Below are 20,681 nucleotides of genomic sequence, written 5' to 3'. Positions count from 1 at the left end.
GAAGAGGCGATGACCGTCACACTTCACGTCTGCATTACCTGCCGCGCCGGCGAGACGCCTGGCGAGGGCGAAGTCACTCCGGGCAAGCGCCTTCACGGTGCGATCCTGGAGGCCGGCGTGCCCGATGGTGTCAATGTGGTTCCCGTCGAATGCCTGTCGGCCTGTAACCAGGGCTGCTCGGTCGCGCTCAGCGCGCCCGGCCGCTGGTCCTATGTCTATGGCCGCCTGTCGGATGCCAACGCGCGCGACGTGATCGCAGGCGCCGCGGCCTATGCGGCCGCGCCCGACGGCCTCGTGCCCTGGCGCAGCCGCCCCGAGATCTTCCGCAAGCAGTCGCTTGCCCGCATTCCCCCCATTGCCGTCGTGCCGGAGGCCGCCGAATGAATTCGCTCGCAAAAGTCCCTGTCACGGTGGTGACCGGCTTTCTCGGCTCCGGCAAGACGACGCTGATCCAGCATCTTCTCGCAAATCCCAACGGCAAGAGGCTCGCCGTGCTCGTCAACGAGTTCGGCAGCGAGGGCGTCGACGGCCAGATCCTGAAGTCCTGCGCCGATGCCAATTGCCCGGAGGAAAACATCGTCGAGCTCGCCAATGGCTGCATCTGCTGCACCGTTGCCGACGATTTCATCCCGACCATGGAGCTGTTGCTGGCGCGGCCCGTAAGACCCGATCACATCCTGATCGAGACCTCGGGCCTCGCGCTGCCCAAGCCGCTGCTCAAGGCGTTCGACTGGCCGGAGATCCGCTCGCGCATCACCGTGGACGGCGTGATCGCGCTGGCCGATGCCGAGGCCGTCGCCGCCGGACGCTTTGCCCCGGATCCGGCCGCGGTGGAAGCGCAGCGCGCGGCGGACGAAAATCTCGATCACGAGACGCCGCTGTCGGAAGTGTTCGAGGACCAGATCGCCTGTGCCGACATCGTGCTGCTGACCAAGGCCGATCTTGCCGGCCCGGCCGGACTCGAAGCGGCCAAGGCTGCCATCACCGCCGAGATGCCGCGCCGCGTGCCGATGCTCCCCATCACTGATGGTGCGATCGACGCCCGCGTCATCCTCGGCCTCGGCGCTGCCGCCGAGAATGATCTCGCCGCGCGCCCGTCGCATCACGACGGCGAAGAGGAGCACGAGCACGACGATTTCGCTTCCGTCGTGATCGACCTTCCGGAGGTGGCGGATATCGACACGCTGGTCGCCTCGGTTCAGCGCCTGTCGCGCGAGCAGAACGTGCTGCGCGTCAAGGGTTACATCGCGGTCGCGGGCAAGCCGATGCGCCTGCTGCTCCAGGCCGTCGGCGAGCGCGTGCGCCACCAGTTCGACAAGCCCTGGGGCGCGATCGCGCGGCAGTCAAAGCTCGTCGTGATCGGCGAGCACGGCGATATCGACGAGGCCGCGATAAGAGCGGGACTTGGTCTTTCAGGATCTGGCATCTGATGCACGTCGTCTTCCGCGAGAGCCGCGGTCTGGAAGAGACCGCGACGCCAAGGGACATCGGCCAGGACCCGGCCGATCTCGTGGTGCTCTCGTACTCGGATTCCGATCTGGCCGCGTTCGCGGCCGGCTGGCGGCGAGGCCGCGACAGCCTGCCGTCGCTGCGGCTCGCCAATCTCGCGGAACTGCGTCATCCGCTTTCGATCGACACCTACATCGAGCGCACGCTGGCCCAGGCACGCGGCATTCTGGTCCGCCTGATCGGCGGTGAGTCCTATTGGCCCTACGGACTCGCGGCTCTCCAGCAACTTGCGAAGGCGCGCGGCATCGTGCTCGCCGTGCTGCCGGCCGATGGCCGCGACGACACACGGCTCGATGCATACTCGACTCTGCCGGTCTCGACGCTGCGCCGGTTGAAGGTGCTCTGCGACACCGGTGGTCCGGTCGCAGCGCAAGCGGCGATCGCGCAGCTTGCGCTGGCCTCGGGCCTCTATGCCGGTCCAGTGGTCGGCGAGACGACCGTGCCCGAGATGGGCTTCTATGATCCCGCGCGCGGCGTCATCGTGGCGATACCGGACGGCGAAGGCAGGCCTCGCGCGCTGGTGACGTTTTATCGCTCGTACTTGACCGCCGCGGACACCGGTCCGGTCGATGCGCTGATTGCCGCGCTGCGCGAGAAGGGATTTGACGCCTATGGCGTGTTCGTCACCTCGCTGAAGGCCGCGGGCGTTGCGGACTGGCTGCGGGCACACCTTGCGCAAGATCCTCCGGCCGCGATCGTCAATGCGACCGCGTTCTCCGCGGTCGGCGATGACGGCACGACACCGTTCGATGCTGCATCGTGTCCTGTGTTCCAGGTCGCGCTCTCCACGGCGCGGCGCGAGGACTGGGCGGAATCGCTGCGCGGCCTGTCGCCCGGCGATCTTGCGATGCATGTGGTGCTGCCCGAGGTCGACGGTCGCCTGTTCGCGGGCGTGGTGAGTTTCAAGTCGGCAGCGGAACGTGATCCCGATTTGCAGTTTTCGCACCTTGCGCATCGGGCTGATGAGCAATGCGTGAAGGCCGTTGCCGCACGTATCGCAGCCTGGCAGAAGCTCGCGGTGAAGCCGGCCGGCGAGAAGCGGCTGGCGATCGTGCTGTCGAACTATCCGGGCCGTCCGCACCAGATCGCGCACGCGGTGGGTCTCGACGCGTTGGCCTCGGTCGAAGCGTTGGTATCAGATCTCGCGGAGACTGGCTTCTATCTCGCGCCGGTTCATGCGCTCGGCGAGACGCTGCTGAGGCAGCAACTCACCTGGAGCCTCGCCGATTATCGCGCGGCGCTCTCGCGTCTTCAGCAATCCTTGCAGGATGATCTCGCGCAAGCCTGGGGCGCGCCGGAGAGCGATCCGAGCTGCCGCGATGGCGCGTTCCACTTCGCCGCGATCCAATGCGGCAAGTCGATCATCGCGGTTCAGCCGGGGCGCGGCGATGCAACCACGCGCGACGCCGACTATCACGATCTCGCCCGCACGCCGCGGCATGCCTATGCCGCGTTCTATCTCTGGCTCCGCGAGCAGGGCTGTGATGCTGTCGTGCACATGGGCGCGCATGGCACGCTGGAATGGTTGCCCGGAAAATCCGTGGCGCTGTCATCGAGCTGCTGGCCGGAAGCCCTGATCGGTGATCTGCCTGTCATTTATCCTTTTATCGTCAACGATCCCGGCGAGGCCGCGCAGGCCAAGCGGCGCATCGGCGCCGTCACCATCGGCCATCTGCCGCCGCCGCTGGCAAGCTCGACCGTGCCGGAAGGCTTGCGCCGGCTTGAACAGCTCCTCGACGAATATTCGACGGCCGATGGTCTCGATCCCGCCCGCCGCCAGCGCCTGATCGCCGCGATCCGCGACGAGGCGCGCGCGGCCGGACTGGAGGACGACCTCGGCCTCGATGCATCGGCAGCACCAGCCGAGGCGATCCCGCGGATCGATCGCTTTGTCTGCGATCTCAAGGAAAGCCAGTTCGGCGACGGCCTGCACGTATTCGGCCGCGGCGCCTGCGGCGAAGCGGAGCGGGACGCGTTGCGCGCCGCACTCGCGGGGAAGCGCATCGCGCCGGGGCCATCAGGGTCGCCCTATCGCGGGCGTCAGGATGTGCTGCCGACGGGACGCAATCTCTTCGCCGTCGATCCGCGCGCCGTGCCGACGCCGTCGGCGCATGCGCAAGGCATCAAGCTCGCGGAAGAGCTGCTTCGCCGCCACTTGCAGGATCACGGCGACTGGCCGAAGGGCCTCGTCATCGATCTCTGGGGCTCGGCGACGATGCGCACCGCCGGCGAAGAGTTCGCGATGGCGCTGCATCTGGCGGGGCTTGCACCGCGCTGGGATCACGCCTCCGGCCGCGTCACCGGCTATGACATCATCGCGCCAGCCGAGCTCGGCCGTCCCCGCATCGACGTCACGCTGCGGCTGTCGGGCCTGTTCCGCGATGTCTTCTCCGGCCTCGCCCAGTTGTTCGAGGCGGCGGCCGAGGCGCTCGCCGCGCGCGAGGAGGAGGGCGACGAGAATCCGTATCGCCACCGTGCGTCCCGCGTGTTCGCGCCGCGCCCCGGGCAATACGGCGTCGGTCTCTCGGCGATCCCTGATGCCTTCACGCCTGAGACGCGCGATGCGGCCGGCGAAGCCTGGCTGTCGGCGTCGTCCTGGGCATTCTCCGCTGACGGCGCGATCAGGCCCGATCGCGCCGGCATCGAACAGCGGCTCGCGTCGGCCGATGCCTTCGTCCACGTCCAGGACTTGCCGGAAACCGATCTTCTGCTCGCCGCAGACTATGCCGCGCATGAAGCCGGCGTTGCGGCGGCCGCCGCACATCTCGGCGCGATTGCGCCGTCGCTCTATCATCTCGACGCGACGCGTCCCGAGCAGCCGCATGCGCGCACGCTGACGGAGGAAATCTCACGCGTGGTCCGCGCGCGCGCGGCCAATCCGGCCTGGATCGCCGGCATGATGCGCCATGGTTTTCGCGGCGCCGCCGAGATCACCGCAACACTCGAGCACATGGCCGCCTTCGCCCATCTGGCGGACGCCGTGCCGCCGCATCTGTTCGATCTCTATTACGATGCGACGCTCGGCAATGCCGATGTGCGCGCCTTCATGGCGAACGAAAATCCGGCGGCGCTCGCCGCGATGGAAGCATGTTTCACCCGTCTGCATGAGGCCTCACTCTGGCGAACGCGCCGCAATTCGATCGCGGCAGCGTTGCGGGAGGCGTCATGAGCGCGGCCATGGTCAAGGGCTGGTGCCCCGGCGCGCTACGGCCGATGCAATCGGGCGACGGCCTCGTGGTCCGCGTGCGCCCGTTCGGCGGCCGGCTCGATGCGGCGCAGATCTCGGGACTGGCGCATCTGGCCGAACGCCATGGCAACGGCCTGATCGATGTCACCAGCCGCGCCAATCTCCAGATCAGAGGCGTCAGCGAAGGCAGCCACCGGCTGCTGCTCGACGGTCTTTCGCAACTGGCGCTGCTCGATCCCGACGCCGACGCCGAATCCCGGCACAACATTCTGGTGACGCCGTTCTGGCACGCGGGCGACGAGACCCAGGCGCTTGCCGCCGAGCTCGAGGAGGCGCTCGAGAACAGTGCGCTCCCGCTTCCGACGAAATTCGGCTTTGCCATCGATGACGGCACGTCGCGCGTGCTCGCCGGCGATTCCGCGGATGTGCGGATCGAACGCGATCGCGCCGGCGGACTGCTGGTGCGGGCCAATGGCGCCAGCCTCGGCCGTTCCGTTGGACGCGGCGAGGCTGTGACCGCCGCGCTCGCGCTCGCAAATTGGTTCGTGACATCAGGCGGTGCCAGGGGCGGGCGAGGGCGGATGGCGACGCATCTTGCCGCCGGCGCGGCCCTGCCTGACGCGTTGTGCGGTGAGGTCGAGCCGGTGCCGATCATGGCCGCGGCGCGTCCCGGCCTTTATCCGCAGGGCGCGATGGTCGGCGTCGCCTTCGGGCAAATGCCGCATGCGACGCTCAGCCAGTTCGCCGGCTGCGGGCATGCGCTGCGCATGACGCCGTGGCGGATGGTTCTGAGCGAAGGCAAGCGGACGATGCCGTCCACGGCTGGTCTTATCACCGAAGCCTACGATCCGGCGCTGCGTGTCATCGCCTGCAGCGGCGCGCCGCGCTGCCGCGAGGCGCATGCCGATACCCGCGCGCTGGCGGCAGCGTTAGCGCCGAACATCGGTGCGGCCGCACGGCTTCACGTCTCCGGCTGCGCCAAGGGCTGCGCTCATTCCGGTGCGGCCGCGATTACGCTGGTCGCGACCGGCGCCGGCTTCGATCTCGTGCGCGGCGGTTCGACGCGCGACGAGCCCATCCTGCGCGGCTTGAAGCGCGACGATATCGTCGGCAATCCCTCCATCCTGATGGGAGGGCATTGATGCCGCATGTCTACGAGACCGACGGCGCGGCGATCTACCGGCAATCCTTTGCGACCATCCGCGCCGAGGCCGATCTTGCGCGTTTCACGCCCGATGAGGAACAGGTCGTCGTTCGGATGATCCATGCCGCCGGCATGGTGGGCCTGGAAGCGCATATCCGCTTCACATCAGGCATGGCGACCGCCGCGCGTGCAGCGTTGCAGAAGGGGGCGTCGATCCTGTGCGATGCGCGCATGGTCTCCGAGGGAATTACGCGCGGGCGACTTCCCGCGGCCAATGCCGTCATCTGCACGCTGGGCGATGCCGCCGTCCCGGCGCTGGCGCAATCCATGCGCAACACGCGTTCGGCCGCGGCGCTTGAGCTGTGGCGGCCGCATCTGGGTGGTGCGATCGTCGCGATCGGCAACGCGCCGACCGCGCTGTTTCATCTTCTCAACATGCTGGAGGACCCGGGCTGCCCGCGGCCGGCGGCGATCATCGGCTGTCCGGTCGGCTTCGTCGGCGCGGCCGAATCCAAGGCGGCGCTGATGGCCGATCCGCCGGTCCCGGCGCTGACGGTCGAGGGCCGTCTCGGCGGTTCCGCGATCACCGTTGCGGCCGTGAACGCGCTGGCGAGCCGGAGCGAATAGATGGGACGCATCATCTGCTGCGGTCTCGGCCCCGGTGATCCCGATATGATGAGCGTGCGCGCCGATCGCACCGTGCGCGGCGCGCAGCACGTGGCTTATTTCCGCAAGAAGGGTCGGCCGGGCCAGGCGCGCCGCATCGTCGAGGGCATGCTCGCCGGCGGCGTCACCGAATATCCCATGGAATACCCGGTCACCACCGAGATCGCTTTCGACAGTGCGGAATATGTCCAGCTGCTCGCGGTCTTCTACGACGAATGGGCCGAGCGCCTGGCGCGGCTGGCACGCGCGGTCGACGTGGTCGTGCTCTGCGAAGGCGATCCCTATTTCTACGGCTCCTTCATGCATCTGCATACGCGCTTGCAGGGACGCGTCGAGATCGAGGTGATCGCCGGCATTCCCGGCATGGTCGGCTGCTGGAATGCCGTGGGACAGCCGATCTCGCTCGGCGACGACGTGACGACGGTGCTGATGGGCACGCTAGCGGAGGACGAGCTCGAGCGGCGCATGCACGATTCCGATGCGCTGGTCATCATGAAGACCGGCCGCAATCTTGCGAAAGTGCGGCGCGCGCTTGCCGCCGCCGGCCGGCTCGACGATGCCTGGCTGGTCGAGCGCGGCACGATGCCGGGCGAGCGCGTCGCGCGGCTCGCCGAGATCGATGCCGCCGACTGCCCCTATTTCGCGATCGTGCTCGTGCACGGCAAGGGTCGGCATCTGGACGCCGCCGAATGATGGGCGCGCTGACCATCGCCGGCCTCGGACCGGGCAGTGACGCGCTGGTGACGCCCGAGGTCTCCGCCGCACTGGCCTCCGCGACGGATATTCTGGGCTACGCGCCCTATGTCGCGCGCGTGCCGCCGCGGCCGGGGCTCACGCTGCATCCATCCGACAACCGCGAGGAGCTGCAACGCGCGCACGAGGCGTTGCGTCTGGCCGCCGAAGGCGGGCAGGTCGTCGTCGTGTCCTCCGGCGATCCCGGCGTGTTCGCGATGGCGTCGGCCGTGTTCGAGGCGCTCGAACTGGCGCCGCAATATCGCGAACTCCCGATCCGCGTGCTGCCCGGCATCACCGCGATGCTGGCGGCGGCCGCGCGTGCCGGCGCGCCGCTCGGCCATGATTTCTGCGCGATCAATCTCTCCGACAATCTCAAGCCATGGGCGCTGATTGAGAAGCGCCTGCGGCTGGCTGCGGAAGCCGATTTTGCCATCGCGCTATACAATCCGCGCTCGGCGAGCCGACCGGAAGGATTTGGCCGCGCGCTCGCGGTGCTGAAGGATGCCGGCTGCGGCGAGCGGCTCGTGATCTTCGCGCGAGCGGTTAGCGCATCCGACGAGAAGATCGAGACCGTCACGCTCAACGCGGCGCGGCCCGAGATGGCCGACATGCGCACGCTGGTGATCGTCGGCAACTCGCAGACGCGCCGTGTCGGCCGCTGGGTCTATGCGCCGAGGCAGGTGCGATGACCGAGCCACTGCATGATCTCGGCCACGCTCTCGACCCGCTGGCGCCCGGGCAACTCCGGCCGCGCGATCATGATCACGGGCAGGCCGAGCGTGCGGGCCGCGTCGATCTTGGCGCGCGCGCCATCGCCACCGGAATTGCGGGCGACGATCGACATGATGCCGCGCGTGCGCAGCATGTTCAGCTCGCCATCGAGCGTGAACGGTCCGCGCGACACGATCACGTCAGCCGGGAAGGGCAGCGGCGCTTCGGGTGGATCGACGAAGCGCAGCGTGTAGGCGTGTTGCGGCTTGGTCGCGAACGGCGCGATGTGCTGGCGGCCGATGGCGAGGAACAATTTTGCCGGCAAGTCGGGCAAAGCGGCGACCGCTGCATTGACGTCGGCGACCTCGATCCAATTGTCACCGGGCGCCTTGGCCCAGGGAGTGCGCTCGAGCGCGATCAACGGCGTGCCCGTTTCCGCGCACGCCCCGACGGCGTTGCGGCTCATCTCGGCGGCAAAGGGATGCGTCGCGTCGATCACATGCGTGATGCCTTCGCAGCGCATGTAATCGGCGAGCCCGCTCACGCCGCCGAAGCCGCCGATGCGGGTCGGCAGCGGCTGCTCGGCAGGCGCACGGGTGCGGCCGCCATAGGAATAGACGGCATCAAGCCCGGCGCGCGCGATCTCCGCCGCAAGCTGGCTCGCATCGCTCGTTCCGCCCAGAATGAGGGCGCGTGTCATGGCTGATCCCTGGCTGACCATCATCGGTATCGGCGAAGATGGCCTTGCCGGGCTGTCCGAGGCAAGCCGAAAGGCGATGCGTGAAGCCGAAACCGTCTTCGGCGGCGAGCGGCACCTCGCGCTCGCGGGCGTGACCGGGCGCGGCCATCCGTGGCCGGTGCCGTTCGATGCGGAGGTCGTGCTCGGCCGCCGCGGCCGGCCGACGGTGGTGCTCGCCTCCGGTGATCCGTTCTGGCACGGCGCCGGCGCAAGCCTTGCCGAGAAGCTCGAGGCGGGCGAGTGGGTCGCACATTCGGCGCCGTCGACATTCTCGCTTGCCGCCGCGCGGCTCGGCTGGCGCCTCGAAGCCGTTGCCTGTCTCGGTCTGCATGCTGCGCCCTTCGAGCGCCTCGTGCCGCACCTCGCACCTGGCGCGCGCATCATTTGCCTCGTGCGAGATGGCAATGCCGCGGGAGACCTCGCAAAGTGGCTGAGCGAGCGCGGATGGGGCGCCTCCGCTTTCTGGACGCTTGCCGCGCTCGGCGGGCCGCGCGAAAGCATTGCGGAACATCGTGCCGATGGCGTTGCCGGCGATCTCGCCGGAAACCTGGTCGCGGTGGCCGTGGAGGCGAGGGGAGCGCAGGGCATTCCCCGCAGCGCAGGACTTGCAGACGATCTCTTTGCCCATGACGGCCAGATCACCAAGCGGCCGGTACGAGCGCTCGCGATTTCGGCGCTGGCCCCGCGCCCGGGCGAACGGTTGTGGGACATCGGCGCCGGCTCGGGTTCGATCTCGGTCGAGTGGGCGCTCTGCGGCGGGACGGCGACTGCCATCGAGATGCGCGAGGATCGCGCCGCGAATATCCGCAGCAATGCGTCGGCGTTCGGATTGGCGCATCGGATCGCTGTTGTCACGGGCCGTGCGCCCGAAGCTTTCGCTGGGCTGGATGCGCCGGATGCCGTCTTCATTGGCGGTGGTCTCGATAGCGCGATGTTCGACGCGATATGGCGGCTCCTCGCACCGGGCACACGGCTCGTCGCACATGCGGTGACGCTGGAGACGGAAGCGCTGCTGAGCGAACTGCACCAGCGCCACGGCGGCGAGTTGATGCGGGTCGAGATCGCCCATGCCGGCCCGCTCGGCCGCTACCGATCCTGGGAGGCGGCGCGTCCCGTGGTGCAGTGGAGCGCGGTCCGATGAAGGTCGCCGGGCTCGGATTCAGGCAGGATGTCACCCTGGCCTCGTTGCGTGAGGCACTGCTGGCGGCCGGCGGCGCTGAAGGCCTTACGGCAGTGGCGACCGTCAGCGACAAAGCCGACGCGGAGGCGTTGAAGCAGCTCGCGCGCGAATGCGGTGTGCCGATCAAGGCGGTGCCGCCCGATGTGCTTGCCGGCATCGACACGCCGACGCAGTCAAGACTCGTCGCGGAAAAATTCGGCACGGGATCGGTCGCCGAAGCCGCGGCCCTTGCCGCGGCTGGCCCTCGTGCGCGATTGATTGCGACCCGGGCGGTCTCGCAGGATCGCACCGCGACGGCTGCAATCGCGGAAGGAGACGGCGCATGACGGTGCATTTCATCGGCGCCGGGCCGGGCGCTCCCGATCTGCTGACGTTGCGCGGACGCGACCTGATCGCCGCCTGTCCGGTTTGCCTTTATGCCGGCTCGCTGGTGCCTGAGGGTGTGCTGACGCATTGCCCGCCGGGCGCGCGCATCGTCAACACGGCACCGTTGTCGCTCGACGAGATCATCGCGGAGATTTCCGCCGCGCATGCCGACGGCAAGGACGTCGCGCGCCTGCATTCCGGCGATCTCTCGATCTGGTCGGCGATGGGCGAGCAGCTCCGTCGTCTCCGTGCACTCGGCATTCCCTTCACCGTGACGCCCGGCGTTCCGTCCTTCTCCGCCGCCGCGGCAGCTCTCGAAGCGGAGCTGACTTTGCCGGGGCTCGCACAGACCGTCGTGCTGACGCGTACGCCAGGCCGCGCCAGCGCGATGCCCGAGGGCGAGAAGCTCGCCGCCTTCGCTGCCACCGGCGCGGTACTTGCCATCCACCTTTCGATCCATCTGCTCGACCAGGTCATTGCGGAGCTCCTGCCTCACTACGGCGCGGACTGCCCGGTCGCTGTGGTCTGGCGCGCGAGCTGGCCGGACCAGCGTATCGTCCGCGCCACGCTTGCAACGCTCGACGCGGCCGTCGGCAGCGAGATGGAGCGCACCGCGCTCATTCTGGTCGGCAAGACATTGGGCTCGGCTGATTTCGACGAGAGCCGTCTCTATGCCGCCGATTACGATCGCCGCTATCGGCCGGTCGGCGCCGAGCCGCGCTTTCCGGAGGCCTCCTGATGCCGGCAGGGCTCGTCATCTCCGCGCCTGCCTCCGGTGTCGGCAAGACGACGCTGACGCTGGCGCTCGCGCGCGCCTGGCGCAATCGCGGATTGAACGTGCAGTGCTTCAAGAGCGGGCCCGATTATATCGATCCCGCCTTCCACGCGGCCGCCACGGGCCGCGCCTCCGTCAATGTCGATAGCTGGGCGATGGATCGCGCGACGATCAGCCATCTCGTCAGCCGTGGCGCGGACGCTGACGTTGTCCTCGCAGAAGGTTCGATGGGTCTGTTCGACGGCGTCGCCGCGCGTGGCGTCTCGGGCACCGGCGCCACCGCCGACATTGCGGAGATGCTGGGCTGGCCGGTGCTGCTGGTGATCGATCCTTCGGGACAGGCGCAGACCGCGGCGGCGATCGCCGCGGGTCTCCGCGACTACCGCCCTGGCGTGCGCCTTGCCGGCGTCGTGCTCAACCGGGTCGCCAGCCAGCGCCATGAAGACCTCGTACGGCGTGCACTTGACGACGCCGGCATCGCCGTGTTCGGCGCGCTGCCGCGCCATGCCGAGATCAACCTGCCGAAGCGGCATCTCGGCCTGGTGCAGGCCGAGGAGCAGGCCGAGATCGGCAAGCTGATCGACGAGGCCGCGCGCTTCGTCGCCGAGCATGTCGATCTCGATGCGGTGCTGCGATCGGCAGCCAGCTGGTCGCCGCAATCCGCGGCGAACGGTCTGAACGTGACGCCTCCCGGGCAGCGGATTGCGCTTGCCCGTGATGCCGCGTTCTCCTTCGTCTACCCGCATATGCTGGAAGCCTGGCGTGCGGCGGGCGCCGACATCTCGACCTTCTCGCCACTTGCCGATGAAGCGCCCGATGCGAGCGCCGATGTCTGCTGGCTGCCCGGCGGCTATCCCGAGCTTCATGCCGGGAAGATCGCGGCCAACGCGCACTTTCGCAGCGGCTTGCGCGCCTTCGCCGAGACACGACCGGTGCACGGTGAATGCGGAGGCTATATGGTGCTGGGAACCGCTTTGACCGACGCCGACGGTGTCTGCCATGAGATGGCGGGCCTGCTCGGCCTGGAGACCAGCTTTGCCAAGCGCCGCATGCATCTGGGCTATCGTCTCGCCGAACTCGCCGCGCCGATGCCGGGACATCGCGCCGGCGCACGCCTGCGCGGCCATGAGTTCCACTATTCGACCATTCTTGCCCAGCCCGACACGGCGCTCGCGGTCGTGCACGATGCGACCGGTGCTGTCATCGCCGAGACCGGTTCGCGCCGGGGCAATACCACCGGCACGTTCTTCCATCTGATCGCGGAGGACCGGTGAGCGGTTTTGTCTCCTTCATCTCCGCCGGTCCCGGCGACCCCGATCTTCTCACGCTCAAGGGTGCCGCCAGGCTGCGCGAGGCCGATGTCGTGCTCTATGACGACCTCGCCTCGGGCGCGATCCTCGACCTCGCCCGTCCCGGCGCCAATCTCGTTGCGGTCGGGAAGCGGGCCGGGCGGCCCTCGACCAAGCAGCATCACGTCAACCGCCTGCTGGTCGACTATGCCGCGACTGGCGCGCGCGTGGTGCGGTTGAAGTCCGGCGATGCCGGCATCTTTGGCCGGCTCGAGGAGGAGCTCGAAACGCTGCGCGAAGCCGGCATCGGCTATGAGATCGTTCCCGGCGTCACTTCGGCCTGCGTGGCCGCTGCGCAAGCCGGCATACCCCTGACCCGGCGCCACACCTCGCGTCGGGTGCAGTTCGTGACCGGGGCCGACGTCACCGGAGAGTTGCCGCAAAACCTGAACTGGGCGGCGCTGGCCGACCCGGAGGCGACGACCGTGGTCTATATGGGCCGCCGCACCTTTCCGGCCCTTGCCGCAAAGTTGATCGCGCACGGCCTCGCGCCGACCACTCCGGCGCTGTTCGCCGAATCCCTCGGCCGGCCCGACGAGCGGCTGGTCCGCACCACCATTGTCGAGCTGGCCGAGCAGCTTGCGCGGGGCGGGGCGGCTTCGACGGCCGCCGTGATCCTGTTCGGCGCACTGGCGGGAGAATACCCGTCATGATGGTCTCAATCGCCCTTCAGCCCTTGACGCCCGGCTGGCGAAAGGGGCACACAGGACGGGCATGGTGCTCGATGCGGTGCAAACCGCCGAAGCATAATCGGGAATGGGGGTGGGCGGACAGTTGCGCCGCCCAAAACCCCAGCCGCCCCCGCGACTGTAAGCGGTGAGGGGCTCCGATCAGCCACTGGGCCGCAAGGCTCGGGAAGGCCGGAGAACCCCAGTGAACCGCGAGCCAGGAGACCGGCCGTGCATGTTTTGTGGCCAAGGCCGTCGGGTGTGACGGCAGGAAGGAACTGAACCATGCATATCGAACCCGGCGTCGTATCGGGCGCCAAGCTCGTGTTGAGTTACGCAACCGGCATCGCCGTGGGCGGCGTTGCGTTGAAGCTCGCGGTCGAGACCATGCGCGAGCAGGGCATCACATCGTTCGCGGCGCGGACGCTCGCCACCACGGGCCTCGTGTTCGTCTTCTTCGAGATCCTGCCGCACTTCCCGGTCGGCGTGTCCGAGGTGCACTTCATCCTTGGCTCGACCCTGTTCCTGCTGTTCGGGGCAGCGCCGGCGGCCTTCGGCCTTGCGTTCGGCCTGCTGTTCCAGGGTGTGTTCTTCGAGCCGCCGGACCTGCCGCAATACGGCATGAACGTCACCACGCTGCTGGTGCCGCTGTTCGCGATCCAGGCGATCGCCGGACGGATCATTGCCCGCAACACCGCCTATGTCGATCTCAGGTATCGCCAGGCGCTGGCGCTTTCGACGACCTATCAGGCCGGCGTCATCGCCTGGGTCGCGTTCTGGGCGCTCTATGGTTCCGGCTTTGGCGCGACCAACCTCGTCAACATCGCGACCTTTGCGGCCTCCTACGCGCTGGTCATCGTGATCGAGCCGCTGGCCGATCTCGCCGTGCTGGCGCTGGCAAAATCGCTGCGCGGCGTCACCGCGCCCGGCCTCGTCACGCCGCGCCTGCACAACGCGGCTTAAGAGACAAGGGGCGGCCGCGATGGCCGCCCCCACACGCGCGATGCTCACGCTCTCCCTGATAGGCATCGGTTGCGGTGATCCCGAGCAGCTTACGCGCGCCGCCGTTCAGGCCATCAACGCGGCCGATCTCATCCTGATCCCGCGCAAGGGGACGGCGAAATCCGATCTCGCCGATCTCAGGCGGACGATCTGCGCGGATGTGCTCACCAATCCAACGACGCGCATTGCCGAGTTCGACCTTCCCGTGCGCGACGCCGGTGAAGTGGACTATCGCAAGGGTGTGGACGATTGGCACGATGCGGTCGCGGCGACGTGGTCGCGGGCAATCACGAGCCATCTCGAAGGTGACGGCAAGGTCGCGCTGCTGATCTGGGGCGATCCTTCGCTTTACGATTCCTCGCTGCGCATTGCGCGCCGGCTCGATCCCTTGCCGGAGATCGAGGTCATCCCCGGTATCACGTCGATCCAGGCGCTGTGCGCGGCGCATGCGCTGCCGCTCAACGACATCGGCGAGCCCTTTCTGGTCACGACGGGAAGGCGCTTGCGCGAGGGCGGCTGGCCGCAGGGCGTCGACACCGTGGTCGTGATGCTCGATGGCAGCACCGCATTCCAGTCGCTCGATCCGGCCTGGCTCGACATCTGGTGGGGCGCTTATCTCGGCATGCCCGATCAGATCGTCATGTCCGGCGCGCTTGCCGAGGTAGGGCCGCGCATCGCCGCGCTGCGGCAGCAGGCGCGCGAGCGGCATGGCTGGATCATGGACAGCTACATTCTCAAGCGCAGGCCGTAAGCGAGGCAGCATGCTCCCCGACTGGGTCACCCAAAAATGCCCCGAAATCTCCGCGGTCCATCGCGAGGCGGCGATCGCGCGGCAGGCGCAACTGACGAAGCCGACCGGCGCGCTCGGCCGGCTCGAGCAGCTCGCGATCGAGCTCGCGGGCCTGCAAGCGACCAAGCAGCCGCGCGCGGCACGCGTGCCGATCATCATTTTCGCCGGCGATCACGGCATCGTCGCGCAAGGCGTGTCGGCCTATCCGCAAGGAGTGACCACCGCGATGATGGCGAATTTCGCCTCCGGTGGCGCTGCGATCTCGGTGCTGGCGCGGGAGCTTGGTTCGAGCCTGGAGGTGGTTGACGCCGGCACGTTGGCGCCGGAGGCGGTAGCAGGCATCGTCATCGACAAGCCGCGCAGCGGCACACGCGATTTCAGTGTCGAGGCTGCGCTCGCACCGTCCGAGCTGGCCTTCGCCTTCGAAGCCGGCCAGCGCGCCGTCGCGCGCGCGGAAGCCAGCCAGCCCGATCTTCTGATCTTCGGCGAGATGGGCATCGGCAACACCACGACCTCGGCGGCGATCGCGGCGAGCCTGCTCGGCGTGAGCGCCGAGGAAATCGCCGGCAGCGGCACCGGCGTCGATGCCGCTGGCCGTGTGCATAAGGCGCGCGTGATCGATGCCGCGATTGCGCGTCACGGCGTTGCGGGTGCGCCGCCCGAAAAAATCCTGTGCGCCGTCGGCGGCCTCGAGATCGCGGCCATCTGCGGCGCCATCATTGCGGCCGCGCAGCGCCGCATCCCTGTATTGATCGACGGCTTCATCGTGTCGGTCGCGGCGCTGGCGGCCGTGCGCCTCAATCCGTCCTGCCAGCCGTTCCTGCTGCCCTCGCATCAATCGGCGGAGCAGGGGCATCGTCTGGTGCTGCGCGCCCTGAACGTGCAGCCGCTGATCAGCCTCGATCTCAGGCTCGGGGAGGGATCGGGCGCCGCCATCGCGCTGCCGCTGGTGCGGCTCGCCTGCAGCCTTCACAACGGCATGGCGACCTTCGCGCAGGCCAATGTGCCGGATCGCCCGGCCTGATCCGGCTCATGCTGTGCGCTGATTGACCGACGCGACGCGCCAGCCGGTCGCGAGCCGGTCGATCCGGGTCAGCGACAGCGGATCGATCACGAAGCGCAGCGCGGCTTGCGGCGCAAGATCCAGCGCGATGCACAGCGCGGCGCGGATCGTGCCGGAATGCACGACGAGCGTTGCGGGTCCAGCTTCGATCCGTGACAGCCCATGTCGGACGCGCGCGACCTGCTCCTCAAAGCTTTCACCTCCCGGTGGTCGTGCGCGCGCCGGATCGCCCCAGAATTGCGCGTAGGCATTGCCGCCCATTGCGGCGAGGTCGTCATGCCGGCGGCCGGTCCAATCGCCGAAATCCTGCTCGCTGAACTCGCCCACCAGCTCCGGGTCGAGCCCCAGCACGCGCGCGGTCTCGACCGTGCGCCGCGACGGGCTGGCATAGCTCGCAGAGTCCCGCGGCAGGTGCTGCCGCAGCGCTTCCAGTCGCGTGCGATCGCCGAGATCGGCGGGCGCATCCGGCGCGTGGATCGTGCCTTTGATGCCGTCGACGGGCGCATGACGGATCAGCCAAAGGAAGGTCTCGCCTTCCATGCTTCTCTCCAAGGAAGTTGGTCGCTGTGGCAATAACGCCGCAACTGGTACATTGACTCTGTCTCGATCGTAATCCTAGATGCTCGCGACGGTTTCCCCCGAGAGGGGATGAAAAGGGAATGCGGTGCGGGGATGTTTTCCCCAACGCCGCGGCTGCCCCCGCAACTGTAAGCGGATAATCCTTCGTCAGACGCCACTGGGTCCTCGGTCCCGGGAAGGCGACGAAGTGGTGACGACCCGCGAGCCAGGAGACCTGCCGTCAGCCGTGGTCACACGCGAAGATGTCGGTCGGGGAGTACAGACATTCGGCTTCATCGGAAGGCTGACAAGCCAAGGGTGAGACCTCGTTCGCTGTGACGTGCCACTGACGTCATACCGAGGTCCCGCTGTGTCTTCTATTCGTCTTGGACGATCGCGCCGTTTCCTGCTCGCCTCCGCTGCCTTCACGTCGTTTACAGTCGCCGATCTGCCTGCCGCGCTGGCGCAGCAGGTCCGCGAACCGCTGCCACCCGTCGAGGTGTCGCCCAACCAATCCCGCAAGCAGGCGAGGCCAGCCGGCCGGGACGCGCAGAGTGCGCGTCGCGCAACGCCGCGCCGGCCGGCGGCCGCATCGGCGGCGCCCAAGCCTGCCGTGCCAGCCGCGGAGGCGCCAACGCCGCTCAACAGCAACGCGGTGGCCGAGAGTGCCTCGCGTCTCGGCCTCACCGTGCGCGAGACGCCCGCGACCGTCGAGGTGATCTCGGCCGCGACCATGCGCGAGCAGGGCTATCGCACCGTGTCCGAGGTCGCCCAAGGTGCGGTCGGTGTCACCTCCGGCGACGCTCCGGGGGAGCCGGCAGGCTTCTCGATGCGCGGCTTCACCAACAGCCAGATCAACACGCTCTACAACGGCATCAAGATCGGCCCGCAGAACATGACCTCGCGGATCATGGACACGGCCAATCTGGAGGCCGTGGAATTCCTGAAGGGCCCGGCCTCGCTGATCTCGGGCGAGGGCGCCGCCGGCGGCTCGATCAACCTCGTCACCAAGCAGCCGCACACCGGAGCGATCCGCAACGAGGCAGACTTCTCGTACGACTCCCTGAATTCGTTCCGCGCGCATTACGGCTCCGGCGGCAGCACCAACGTAGAAGGACTCGACTATCGCTTCGACATCAGCCGCTCCTCGCTCAACGGCTTTGTCGACGACACCAATACCAAGACGCTCGACGTGTCCGGCCAGCTCAACTACCGCGTCTCCGACAGTCTCAAGGTCTGGGGCGCGATCGAGTACCGCGAGGATCGCGGAAAGGCCTATTGGGGCGCGCCGCTGGTGCCGGTCGCGTTCAGCGGCTCGCATGCGACGACGGGGATTGTCTCGGGCAACTACGTCTCGAACTTCAACAAAACCAATCTAGGAGCGGTCACGATCGACGACCGCACCTTCAACACCAACTACAACGTTCTCGACAACCGCAATGTCGCGCAAGAAGTCTGGCTGCGCGGCGGGTTCGAGTTGAAACTGGCGCCCGACCTGACGCTGAAGAGCCAGGTCTATGGCTATGGTGCGGAGCGGACGTGGTTCAACAACGAGGTCGAAGCGTTCAATTCGACCACGAACATGGTGGATCGTGAGCGCTTCTATGTCGCACACAGCCAGCGCCTCGTCGGGAACATCACCGACCTGACCTGGGATGCGAATATCGCAGGTTTTGACAATCGCCTGGTCACGACGCTGTCCTCGAGCTATCTCGATTTTGTCAGGCCGGGCGCCGCAAATTTCCCCGGTGACTCCGTTTCGTTGGTCAATCCCGACCGCGGCTTTTACGGCCTGCTCACGACCAAGCAGCAGACCGCGCGCATCGACAACGAGGCGCTGTCGTTCGAGGATCGGCTGAAGCTGACGCGCAGCTTCGCACTGGTCGGCGGTCTCCGCGTCGAGCATATCGGGCTCGACCGCAACTCGACCGACAAGAACGGACTGGAGAAGGCCGGCTTCCCGTTCACGCAGGACTGGGCGCCGGTGACGGGCCGCATCGGCTACACCTGGGAGGCCGTTCCCGGCCTGACCTTCTTCAGCCAGTACGCCACCGGCGCCGACGTATCCGCCAACAACATCTTCCTGTTGTTGCCGACCCAGCCGCTGGACCTGACGACGTCGCGCACCTACGAGACCGGCGTCAAGCATCTGTTCTGGGACAACCGGGCGGAGTGGTCGTTCTCGGCCTACGACATCCTGCGCAAGAACGTCTATGCAGCGGCCGGCGGGCAGGCGCTCAATATTGCGGGACGGCAGGAGTCGAAGGGCGTCGAGCTCGCAGCATCGGTGCGCCCGATCGAGCCCCTGCGGCTGTGGGGCAACATCGCCTATGTCGATGCGCGCTATGCCGACTACAATTTCGTCGGCGGCTCGTTCTCGGGCAACACGCCGCCGAACGTGCCGCGCATCGTCGCGAATGCTGGTGCGTCGTACCGGTTCTTCACGCCGTGGCCGGTGGAGCTCGGCATCGTCGGCCGCCACGTCGGCGACCGCTACAACACCGACGCCAACACGGTAACGATGAACGCCTACACGGTCGGCGACGTCTATGCCTTCGTCGACATTCCCAAGACGGTCTTCAACGCCGTCGATCAGGCTCGCCTGGCCTTCCGGGTACGCAACTTCACCGACAAGCGCTACGCGATCTGGGGCGATCCGTTCTATCCCGACCAGATACTCCTGGGCGCGCCGCGCACCTACGAGATCTCGGCGGCGTTCAAATGGTAGGGCGCTGAGCGCATGATGGGCGCGATCGTCCTGCTGCATCGCTGGCTCGGGATCGCGTTCTGTCTGCTGTTCGCGATGTGGTTCGCGACCGGCATCGTGATGCATTTCGTTCCGTTTCCGTCATTGACGGAAGCGGAACGTTTTGCCGGCCTTGCTCCGGTCGAGCGCGTGCAGGCCACCATGGCGGTTGCCGATGCCGTGGCTGCAAGCGGGATCGCCGATGCTACGCGCGTGCGCCTGATCCAGCGGAGCGACGGACCGGTCTACGTCGTGTCGGGGCCCTCGCGTTCGCGCGCGGTCCGCGCTTCCGACCGGCAGGATGCATCGGTGTCATCGCCCGAGGTCGCGCTCGCCATCGCGCAGGCGCATGCGCGCCAGCGCGGCCTGGATGCCGCGCATGCGGCTGTCGTTGCGCACGCGGACTACGACCAGTGGAGTGTACCGAACGGCTTTGATCGCCACCGGCCGCTGTTTCGCGTGGCCCTTGGCGATGCCGCCGGAACGGAGATCTACGTCTCGTCCCGTACTGGCGAAACCGTCCTGGATACGACGCGGAGCGAGCGCGGCTGGAATCTCGTCGGCAGCGTGCTGCACTGGATCTACCCGACGGTTCTGAGAAGCAATTGGGCGCTGTGGGACGGCGTGGTCTGGACGCTATCGCTGCTGGCCCTGATCGCCGCGATGTTGGGAACGGTGCTCGGGATCGCGCGGGTGAGGATGCAGGGACGTCAGATCTCCTCGCCCTATCGCGGCTGGCATGCTCTGCATCATATCGTCGGCCTGGCGGCAACAGCCTTCGTGCTGACCTGGATCTTCAGCGGCTGGCTCTCGATGGACCACGGCCGGCTGTTCTCGCGCGGGCAGTTGACCCCCGCTGAGGCTAGCGTGACGAACGCCTTGCCGGACTGGAAGACGGCCGCCTCGCTCGATGGGAAGCCGGTATCGTCCTCAGCTCGCGAAGTCGAATGGCTTGGCTTTAACGGCATGGTCTATCGACGCGAACGGATTGGTCTCGACCAGCAGGTTTTGGTCCGGCTGAACGTCCGAGAGGCAGGCGTGTTCAGCGCGCAAGAGGTCGAGAGTTTGATGACGCGCCTTGCGGCCGGCTGCGGCGTGTCGTCCGTTCTTGCGGTCAATGACGACTATCCCGCGCAATCCATTGTCCCGGGGGCTCCCGTCTACCGTGCCCGCTGTGGCGACCTCTGGTTCGACATCGACAGCGCCGACGGCAGCGTGCTGCAAAGGCTGGATGCGTCGCGGCGGGCCTATCGCTGGTTCTACGGCGCGCTGCACACGCTCGACTTTCCGGTCCTGTTGGCGCATCCGCGGTTGCGCGATGTCCTGATCGTCGGCTTCTGCGCGCTCGGGCTTGTGTTCTCGATCACCGGAATCGTCATCGGGTGGCGGCGGCTGCGTCTGTCTTTCGCCGGCTAGACGGGCGCGCGCGGCGCCCGATCAAACAAAAAATGCGAAAACAACCCCATGCACAGTAGCCGGTGATAATGGAATCA

Annotated in this window: 19 protein-coding genes and 2 riboswitches; of the genes, 17 read left to right on the top strand and 2 right to left on the bottom strand. The window is 67.6% G+C overall.

All coding sequences use genetic code 11. The features are described 5' to 3' along the window. Positions 1-9: 9 nt before the first annotated feature. From XI08_RS01420 to cobJ, 7 genes are read left to right on the top strand one after another with little or no spacing between them, the layout of a single operon-like run. A complete protein-coding gene (locus tag XI08_RS01420) occupies positions 10-384 on the top strand; it encodes a DUF1636 family protein (protein ID WP_135172683.1) in 375 nt (124 codons plus the stop codon). Then, on the top strand, positions 381-1,430 hold the full coding sequence (cobW, locus tag XI08_RS01415) for a cobalamin biosynthesis protein CobW (protein ID WP_271573037.1): 1,050 nt from the start codon (positions 381-383) through the stop codon (positions 1,428-1,430). Before XI08_RS01420 ends, cobW begins: the two co-directional genes overlap by 4 nt. Next, positions 1,430-4,678, top strand: coding sequence for a cobaltochelatase subunit CobN (cobN, locus tag XI08_RS01410; protein ID WP_271573036.1), 3,249 nt, complete (start codon positions 1,430-1,432; stop codon positions 4,676-4,678). Before cobW ends, cobN begins: the two co-directional genes overlap by 1 nt. Then, complete coding sequence (cobG, locus tag XI08_RS01405) at positions 4,675-5,838, top strand: precorrin-3B synthase (protein ID WP_271573035.1); 1,164 nt, start codon at positions 4,675-4,677, stop codon at positions 5,836-5,838. Before cobN ends, cobG begins: the two co-directional genes overlap by 4 nt. Next, complete coding sequence (locus tag XI08_RS01400; protein ID WP_271573034.1) at positions 5,838-6,467, top strand: precorrin-8X methylmutase; 630 nt, start codon at positions 5,838-5,840, stop codon at positions 6,465-6,467. Before cobG ends, XI08_RS01400 begins: the two co-directional genes overlap by 1 nt. After that, positions 6,468-7,199, top strand: coding sequence for a precorrin-2 C(20)-methyltransferase (locus XI08_RS01395; RefSeq protein ID WP_271573033.1), 732 nt, complete (start codon positions 6,468-6,470; stop codon positions 7,197-7,199). Further along, complete coding sequence (gene cobJ / locus XI08_RS01390) at positions 7,196-7,930, top strand: precorrin-3B C(17)-methyltransferase (RefSeq protein WP_271573032.1); 735 nt, start codon at positions 7,196-7,198, stop codon at positions 7,928-7,930. Before XI08_RS01395 ends, cobJ begins: the two co-directional genes overlap by 4 nt. Here cobJ and XI08_RS01385 read toward each other — a convergent pair. Beyond that, positions 7,906-8,652 carry a cobalt-precorrin-6A reductase gene (locus XI08_RS01385; protein WP_271573031.1) on the bottom strand — a complete coding sequence of 249 codons (747 nt, stop codon included), beginning with the start codon at positions 8,650-8,652 and terminating at the stop codon, positions 7,906-7,908. The two genes, cobJ and XI08_RS01385, sit on opposite strands and share 25 nt — an antisense overlap. On the opposite strand from XI08_RS01385, the gene cbiT reads away from it, so the two are divergent. The 8 genes from cbiT to cobT all read left to right on the top strand — a co-directional run bounded on the left by cbiT (position 8,651) and on the right by cobT (position 15,845). Continuing rightward, positions 8,651-9,832 carry a precorrin-6Y C5,15-methyltransferase (decarboxylating) subunit CbiT gene (gene cbiT, locus XI08_RS01380; protein ID WP_271573030.1) on the top strand — a complete coding sequence of 394 codons (1,182 nt, stop codon included), beginning with the start codon at positions 8,651-8,653 and terminating at the stop codon, positions 9,830-9,832. The two genes, XI08_RS01385 and cbiT, sit on opposite strands and share 2 nt — an antisense overlap. Then, on the top strand, positions 9,829-10,197 hold the full coding sequence (locus XI08_RS01375; protein WP_271573029.1) for a cobalamin biosynthesis protein: 369 nt from the start codon (positions 9,829-9,831) through the stop codon (positions 10,195-10,197). Before cbiT ends, XI08_RS01375 begins: the two co-directional genes overlap by 4 nt. Further along, positions 10,194-10,976 (top strand): precorrin-4 C(11)-methyltransferase, encoded by a 783-nt coding sequence (gene cobM / locus XI08_RS01370; protein WP_271573028.1) that lies wholly within the window; start codon positions 10,194-10,196, stop codon positions 10,974-10,976. The genes XI08_RS01375 and cobM overlap by 4 nt, the downstream gene beginning before the upstream one ends. Beyond that, entirely contained in the window at positions 10,976-12,286 is a 1,311-nt protein-coding gene (locus XI08_RS01365; RefSeq protein ID WP_271573027.1) for a cobyrinate a,c-diamide synthase, read from the top strand. The genes cobM and XI08_RS01365 overlap by 1 nt, the downstream gene beginning before the upstream one ends. Continuing rightward, on the top strand, positions 12,283-13,014 hold the full coding sequence (gene cobA, locus XI08_RS01360; protein ID WP_271573026.1) for a uroporphyrinogen-III C-methyltransferase: 732 nt from the start codon (positions 12,283-12,285) through the stop codon (positions 13,012-13,014). Before XI08_RS01365 ends, cobA begins: the two co-directional genes overlap by 4 nt. A 45-nt stretch (positions 13,015-13,059) precedes the next feature. Further along, positions 13,060-13,277, top strand: a riboswitch (cobalamin riboswitch). Between the two features lie 37 nt (positions 13,278-13,314). After that, positions 13,315-13,992: an energy-coupling factor ABC transporter permease gene (locus XI08_RS01355; protein ID WP_271573025.1), complete on the top strand. Its 678-nt coding sequence runs from the start codon at positions 13,315-13,317 to the stop codon at positions 13,990-13,992. Between the two features lie 40 nt (positions 13,993-14,032). Beyond that, positions 14,033-14,782 carry a precorrin-6A synthase (deacetylating) gene (gene cobF / locus XI08_RS01350; RefSeq protein ID WP_271573076.1) on the top strand — a complete coding sequence of 250 codons (750 nt, stop codon included), beginning with the start codon at positions 14,033-14,035 and terminating at the stop codon, positions 14,780-14,782. A 10-nt stretch (positions 14,783-14,792) separates the two neighbouring features. Continuing rightward, on the top strand, positions 14,793-15,845 hold the full coding sequence (gene cobT / locus XI08_RS01345; protein ID WP_271573024.1) for a nicotinate-nucleotide--dimethylbenzimidazole phosphoribosyltransferase: 1,053 nt from the start codon (positions 14,793-14,795) through the stop codon (positions 15,843-15,845). A 6-nt stretch (positions 15,846-15,851) separates the two neighbouring features. Here cobT and XI08_RS01340 read toward each other — a convergent pair whose 3' ends face one another. After that, positions 15,852-16,424, bottom strand: coding sequence for a histidine phosphatase family protein (locus tag XI08_RS01340; RefSeq protein WP_271573023.1), 573 nt, complete (start codon positions 16,422-16,424; stop codon positions 15,852-15,854). 72 nt (positions 16,425-16,496) lie between these two features. Then, positions 16,497-16,699: riboswitch (cobalamin riboswitch) on the top strand. A 113-nt stretch (positions 16,700-16,812) separates the two neighbouring features. Here XI08_RS01340 and XI08_RS01335 point away from each other — a divergent pair. Then, positions 16,813-19,170: a TonB-dependent receptor gene (locus tag XI08_RS01335; RefSeq protein WP_271573022.1), complete on the top strand. Its 2,358-nt coding sequence runs from the start codon at positions 16,813-16,815 to the stop codon at positions 19,168-19,170. Between the two features lie 12 nt (positions 19,171-19,182). Then, on the top strand, positions 19,183-20,604 hold the full coding sequence (locus XI08_RS01330; protein ID WP_271573021.1) for a PepSY domain-containing protein: 1,422 nt from the start codon (positions 19,183-19,185) through the stop codon (positions 20,602-20,604). The last annotated feature ends 77 nt before the right edge of the window (positions 20,605-20,681 follow it).

The organism is Bradyrhizobium sp. CCBAU 11361, assembly GCF_028128935.1.
GTDB classification, from domain to species: Bacteria; Pseudomonadota; Alphaproteobacteria; order Rhizobiales; family Xanthobacteraceae; genus Bradyrhizobium; species Bradyrhizobium niftali.
Note: the sequence above shows the minus strand (reverse complement) of the source record. Positions and strands in the feature narration are given on the sequence as shown.

Coding starts and splice junctions, on each gene's coding strand:
- XI08_RS01340 (WP_271573023.1), bottom strand. CDS start 16,424: ATGGAAGGCGAGACCTTCCTTTGGCTGATCCGTCATGCGCCCGTCGAC.
- cbiT (WP_271573030.1), top strand. CDS start 8,651: ATGGCTGATCCCTGGCTGACCATCATCGGTATCGGCGAAGATGGCCTT.
- cobW (WP_271573037.1), top strand. CDS start 381: ATGAATTCGCTCGCAAAAGTCCCTGTCACGGTGGTGACCGGCTTTCTC.
- cobF (WP_271573076.1), top strand. CDS start 14,033: ATGCTCACGCTCTCCCTGATAGGCATCGGTTGCGGTGATCCCGAGCAG.
- XI08_RS01420 (WP_135172683.1), top strand. CDS start 10: ATGACCGTCACACTTCACGTCTGCATTACCTGCCGCGCCGGCGAGACG.
- XI08_RS01375 (WP_271573029.1), top strand. CDS start 9,829: ATGAAGGTCGCCGGGCTCGGATTCAGGCAGGATGTCACCCTGGCCTCG.
- XI08_RS01365 (WP_271573027.1), top strand. CDS start 10,976: ATGCCGGCAGGGCTCGTCATCTCCGCGCCTGCCTCCGGTGTCGGCAAG.
- cobJ (WP_271573032.1), top strand. CDS start 7,196: ATGATGGGCGCGCTGACCATCGCCGGCCTCGGACCGGGCAGTGACGCG.
- XI08_RS01400 (WP_271573034.1), top strand. CDS start 5,838: ATGCCGCATGTCTACGAGACCGACGGCGCGGCGATCTACCGGCAATCC.
- XI08_RS01385 (WP_271573031.1), bottom strand. CDS start 8,652: ATGACACGCGCCCTCATTCTGGGCGGAACGAGCGATGCGAGCCAGCTT.
- cobN (WP_271573036.1), top strand. CDS start 1,430: ATGCACGTCGTCTTCCGCGAGAGCCGCGGTCTGGAAGAGACCGCGACG.
- cobT (WP_271573024.1), top strand. CDS start 14,793: ATGCTCCCCGACTGGGTCACCCAAAAATGCCCCGAAATCTCCGCGGTC.
- XI08_RS01355 (WP_271573025.1), top strand. CDS start 13,315: ATGCATATCGAACCCGGCGTCGTATCGGGCGCCAAGCTCGTGTTGAGT.
- cobM (WP_271573028.1), top strand. CDS start 10,194: ATGACGGTGCATTTCATCGGCGCCGGGCCGGGCGCTCCCGATCTGCTG.
- XI08_RS01395 (WP_271573033.1), top strand. CDS start 6,468: ATGGGACGCATCATCTGCTGCGGTCTCGGCCCCGGTGATCCCGATATG.
- cobG (WP_271573035.1), top strand. CDS start 4,675: ATGAGCGCGGCCATGGTCAAGGGCTGGTGCCCCGGCGCGCTACGGCCG.
- XI08_RS01330 (WP_271573021.1), top strand. CDS start 19,183: ATGATGGGCGCGATCGTCCTGCTGCATCGCTGGCTCGGGATCGCGTTC.